Below are 4,070 nucleotides of genomic sequence, written 5' to 3'. Positions count from 1 at the left end.
GGGGCCGTGCAGCGGCCGCCACGCCCGCAATCTCTATCCAGCCGAAAGCGCCACAGCGCGCTCCCGCAACCGCTCGATCGCAGCCGCATGGATCCCCGGCACGCACGTCACCACCCCGAAAGCCTGCGCCCGCGGCGTGTTGAACGTCAGCCCCTGCCCCAGCGCATCGCTCACGGCCGCCCCCGCTTCGGCTGCGATCAGCACGGCAGCAGCGACATCCCACTCCCAGCCCCAGCGCAAGGTCGCGACCAGATCTGCCTCGTCTGCCGCGACCATCGCGATCCGAAGCGCAATCGAATTGGGTTTCGCCACCGCGACCAGATCGCGATCGACCTTGGGCAGAGCGTCGGTCGGCACGCGCGATCCGCTAAAGACGCGCCGATCGCCGACCGCCAGCCGCATGCCGTTGCCCCACGCCCCCTGCCCCAGTTCAGCGCGAAACACTTGCCCGCGCGCCGCGGCGTCGAGCACGCCGATCACCGGCCGCCCGTGATCGACCAGCGCGATCGACACCGCCCAGCCGTCCCGCCCACGGATATAGTCGCGCGTCCCATCGATCGGGTCGACCACCCACAGCCGCGCGCACGCGAGCCGGTCGGGATTGTCCGCGGTCTCTTCCGAAAGCCATCCTGCGTCCGGCAGAAGCGCCGACAGGCGTTCGCGCAGGAAGGCGTTCACTTCCAGGTCGACCGCACAGACCGGGTCGCCCGGCGCCTTCTCCCAGCGCGCGAAGTCGGTGCGCCACTGACGCAACGCCAGCGCACCCGCGTCGGCGGCAATCGCCGCGACCGCGTCCGCCAGTCCGGGTTCAACCACTGGCGACGGTCATCCCCTCGACCCGCAGCGTCGGGACGTTGGTGCCGTAGCGGAACTCGAGATCATTGGCGGGAATGAGGTTACGGTACATTTCCCGCAAATTGCCCGCGATCGTAAATTCGGCGACCGGCCCGGCGATCTTGCCGTCGACGATGCGGAACCCGGCGGCACCGCGCGAATAATCGCCCGTCACGCCGTTGACGCCCATGCCGATCAGTTCGGTGACATAGACCCCGTTCGCAATGTCCTCGATCAGCGTCTGCACCGGCACCTTGCCCGCGACCATGTGGAGGTTGCTCGGCGAAACACCGGGTCCACCGCCGACACCGCGCGCAGCATGGCCGGTTGGCTCCATCCCCAATTGCCGGGCCGCGGCGGTGTCGAGCAGCCACGTCTCGAGCATGCCATGCTCGACGATCGCGCACGGGCTGACCGGGAGCCCCTCGCCGTCGAACGGACGCGAGCGCAGTCCATGCGGACGATGCGGATCATCCAGCACGGTGACGCCGTCCGAAAATACCTGCGTTCCCAGCGCATCGAGCAGGAAACTCGTCTTGCGCGTAATCGCCGCGCCCGAAATTGCACCCGTCAGATGCCCCAACAGGCTAGATCCGACCCGCGGATCGTACACTACCGGCATCGGCCCGCTTGCCAGCCGTCCGGGGTTGACCCGCGCAACCGCGCGTTCACCGGCCTTGGTTCCTATCGTCTCGGGCGCGTCCAGCGCGCGGCGATGCCGGGCCGAGTGATACGCATAATCGCGCACCATTTCGCCCCCGCCCTCGGTCGACCCCGCCAGTACGCTCGCGGAAACGCCATAGCCCGTCGCCGCATAGGCCGCGGCGAAGCCGTGGCTCGTCGCCAGCGCCCAAATCGATCGTGATGCGCTCGCCGAGCCGCCTTCGCTGTTGGTGACGCCAGGCACCGCGCGCGCCGCGTCCTCGGCGGCTTGCGCGACGGCACGCAGGCTTTCAGGCGACGCCTCGCCGCCATCGTCGAGATCGAGCAGCGGGGGGGCGCCACGCATCAACCGTTCCTTGGGCGCCAGCCCGGCCCAGGCATCCTCCGGCGCCTCGCGCGCCATCGCGACTGCACGGTCGACCAGCTCGGCAATCGCGGCATCCGACAGATCCGAGGTCGAGACGCTGGCCGACCGTTTGCCGACGAACACCCGCAGGCCGAGCTCGGCGCTTTCCGACCGCCCGACATCCTCGAGCGCGCCAAGCCGCACCGAGATGTCGAGCGACATATCGGCGGCATAGACGGCGTCGGCGGCGTCGGCTCCGGCGGCGGTGGCACGAGTGACGATAACGGCGGCGCGGTCCTGCGCCTGATCTGGGGTCAGCATAGCTTGGACTTAAGGCGTCGCACCGCCCGATGCTAGAGCGCTTTCGCTGTTCGTCACCGCGCGCGCCACGCGGATCAGATCGTCGTGCCCACCACCACGCACGCCAGGAACATCAGCAATCCCGCAAAGCGGTTCGACCGAAACCGCGCCAGCGCGCCTGCGCCGTCTTCGGGTCGCAGCGTCGCCACTTGCCACAAGAAATGCAGCGCGACCGGCAGCAGCGCGACGACCGCCAGCCAATCCGGGCGCAACAGCCAGATTGCCGCCGCCCACAACGCCAGTGCCGCCGCGTAGAATGCCGCAACCCCCGCCCGCACATGGCGTCCCATGCGCAAGGCGGACGAGCGCACGCCAATCAGCGCATCGTCCTCGCGGTCCTGAAGTGCATAGATCGTATCATAGCCGACCACCCAGCAGATCGACCCCGCGTACAGCAGCAGCCCGGGCACCGAGAGCGTCCGCGCGATCTCCGCCCATCCGACCAGCGCCGCCCAGGAAAACACCAGCCCGAGCCAGATCTGCGGCCACCAAGTGATCCGCTTCATGAACGGATAGGCCGCCACGGGGGCAAGGCTCGACACCGCGATCACCGCCGCGAACCAGTGTAGTTGCAGCAACACGAACAGCCCGATCAGGCACAGCAGCACCAGCCAGATCGCCGCCGCCTTTAGCGATACCGCGCCGCTCGCCAGCGGGCGACTGCGGGTGCGCGCGACTTGCCGGTCGAGATCGCGATCGACGATGTCGTTGAAGACGCATCCCGCGCCACGCATCGCGATGCTCCCGAGCAACAACCACAGGAACAGATCCCACCGCTCGACCGCCCCCCCGGCCAGCGCGACGCTCCACGCGCCGGGCCAGAACAACAGCCACCATCCGATCGGTCGGTCGAAGCGCGCCAGCAAGGCGAATGGTCGCGCTGCTGTGGGCATCAAGCCGACCATCCCGCGATGTTCGGTATCGGGGGTCAGATGCGGAGCACGGGGATCGGTGGCAGCCATCGGTGTGCCGTAGCGCAAGACGACAGGCCGGGGAAATACGGCACGCCGCTTTTACGCGGGACCGAAACCCGACCGACGCTGCGTCCTAGAAAAAAGGCCCCCGTCCCGGAGGGGCGGAGGCCTTTCGAACGTTCTCGAAAGAACGACTTACTTGTTGTCGTCCTTGACGCCGATGGTCGGGACCGAGACCGTTTCCTTCTCGGTCTTCACCTTGGGGACCTCGACGGTCTTCTCGGACGTGCCGACGACCACTTCCTTCGAATCCATGTCGACCTTCGGCAGCTCGCCGCCCTTGACCGAAACTTCCGGCAGGGCGCCGCTCTTGGTCACATTCGCGCTCCAGAAGCCCGTCGCGAACAGCAGGCCGACGACGACGGCGATCACCACGAGGATAATCAGAATGGTGCGGCCGGCGCCACTGCGCTTTTCGACGACGGGGTCGGTGCGACGGTAATCGGACATGAATTTCTCCCTTTAGAAACGATCGGTGACGATTTGTAATACCGGTGTGGAAACGACAGGTGCGACGAGTGGTTCCCGCACGCCGACGAACCGGTTGTGCAGGAATGGGATTTACGCCTTGTCACGACAGGGTTTTTTGGTGTCCGGCCTTGTCGGTAGACGTCCCCGCGCTCCATTCCGCCTCGCTTTTTCGCGCTGCGTCCGCCACACGGTCTGCCTGCCTCGGCTGATCTCCCCGCCCAGTCGACACCCGCCCGCTGCCCCGGAGAACCCCGCTTTTGGTCCATCTTTCCGTCGCGATCGGTCGCTTTTTCGAAGCCTTGCTGTGGGCCGTGGCGCGCAGCGTCGGGATGGTCGCCGCCTGGGTCCTGCTCGGCGTGATCGCGCTCGCGGTGGTCGCGATGCTGGTGCGCGCGGGGATCCGGCGGCGATAGGCAATGGCG

At 67.5% G+C, this 4,070-nt stretch carries 5 protein-coding genes; 1 reads left to right on the top strand and 4 read right to left on the bottom strand.

Annotation, left to right across the window (positions count from 1 at the left end; genetic code table 11):
* Positions 1-33 precede the first annotated feature (33 nt).
* The 4 genes from QBJ92_RS20365 to QBJ92_RS20350 form a co-directional block, all read right to left on the bottom strand.
* On the bottom strand, positions 34-816 hold the full coding sequence (locus tag QBJ92_RS20365; protein WP_277971515.1) for a 3'(2'),5'-bisphosphate nucleotidase CysQ: 783 nt from the start codon (positions 814-816) through the stop codon (positions 34-36).
* A complete protein-coding gene (locus QBJ92_RS20360) occupies positions 809-2,164 on the bottom strand; it encodes a TldD/PmbA family protein (RefSeq protein WP_277971514.1) in 1,356 nt (451 codons plus the stop codon). Before QBJ92_RS20360 ends, QBJ92_RS20365 begins: the two co-directional genes overlap by 8 nt.
* A 74-nt stretch (positions 2,165-2,238) precedes the next feature.
* Positions 2,239-3,165 carry a 4-hydroxybenzoate octaprenyltransferase gene (gene ubiA, locus QBJ92_RS20355; RefSeq protein WP_277971513.1) on the bottom strand — a complete coding sequence of 309 codons (927 nt, stop codon included), beginning with the start codon at positions 3,163-3,165 and terminating at the stop codon, positions 2,239-2,241.
* Positions 3,166-3,312: 147 nt separating this feature from the next.
* On the bottom strand, positions 3,313-3,627 hold the full coding sequence (locus QBJ92_RS20350; RefSeq protein ID WP_277971512.1) for a hypothetical protein: 315 nt from the start codon (positions 3,625-3,627) through the stop codon (positions 3,313-3,315).
* Positions 3,628-3,905: 278 nt separating this feature from the next.
* Here QBJ92_RS20350 and QBJ92_RS20345 point away from each other — a divergent pair, with 278 nt between their 5' ends.
* Positions 3,906-4,061, top strand: coding sequence for a hypothetical protein (locus QBJ92_RS20345; RefSeq protein ID WP_277971511.1), 156 nt, complete (start codon positions 3,906-3,908; stop codon positions 4,059-4,061).
* Positions 4,062-4,070 lie beyond the last annotated feature (9 nt).

This window comes from Sphingomonas echinoides (genome assembly GCF_029623395.1).
GTDB classification, from domain to species: Bacteria; Pseudomonadota; Alphaproteobacteria; order Sphingomonadales; family Sphingomonadaceae; genus Sphingomonas; species Sphingomonas echinoides_A.
This window is presented reverse-complemented; position numbering and strand designations above follow the sequence as displayed.

Bases quoted from the DNA above. Each gene is read 5' to 3' on its own strand.
- QBJ92_RS20360 (WP_277971514.1), bottom strand. From the start codon at position 2,164: ATGCTGACCCCAGATCAGGCGCAGGACCGCGCCGCCGTTATCGTCACT.
- ubiA (WP_277971513.1), bottom strand. From the start codon at position 3,165: ATGGCTGCCACCGATCCCCGTGCTCCGCATCTGACCCCCGATACCGAA.
- QBJ92_RS20350 (WP_277971512.1), bottom strand. From the start codon at position 3,627: ATGTCCGATTACCGTCGCACCGACCCCGTCGTCGAAAAGCGCAGTGGC.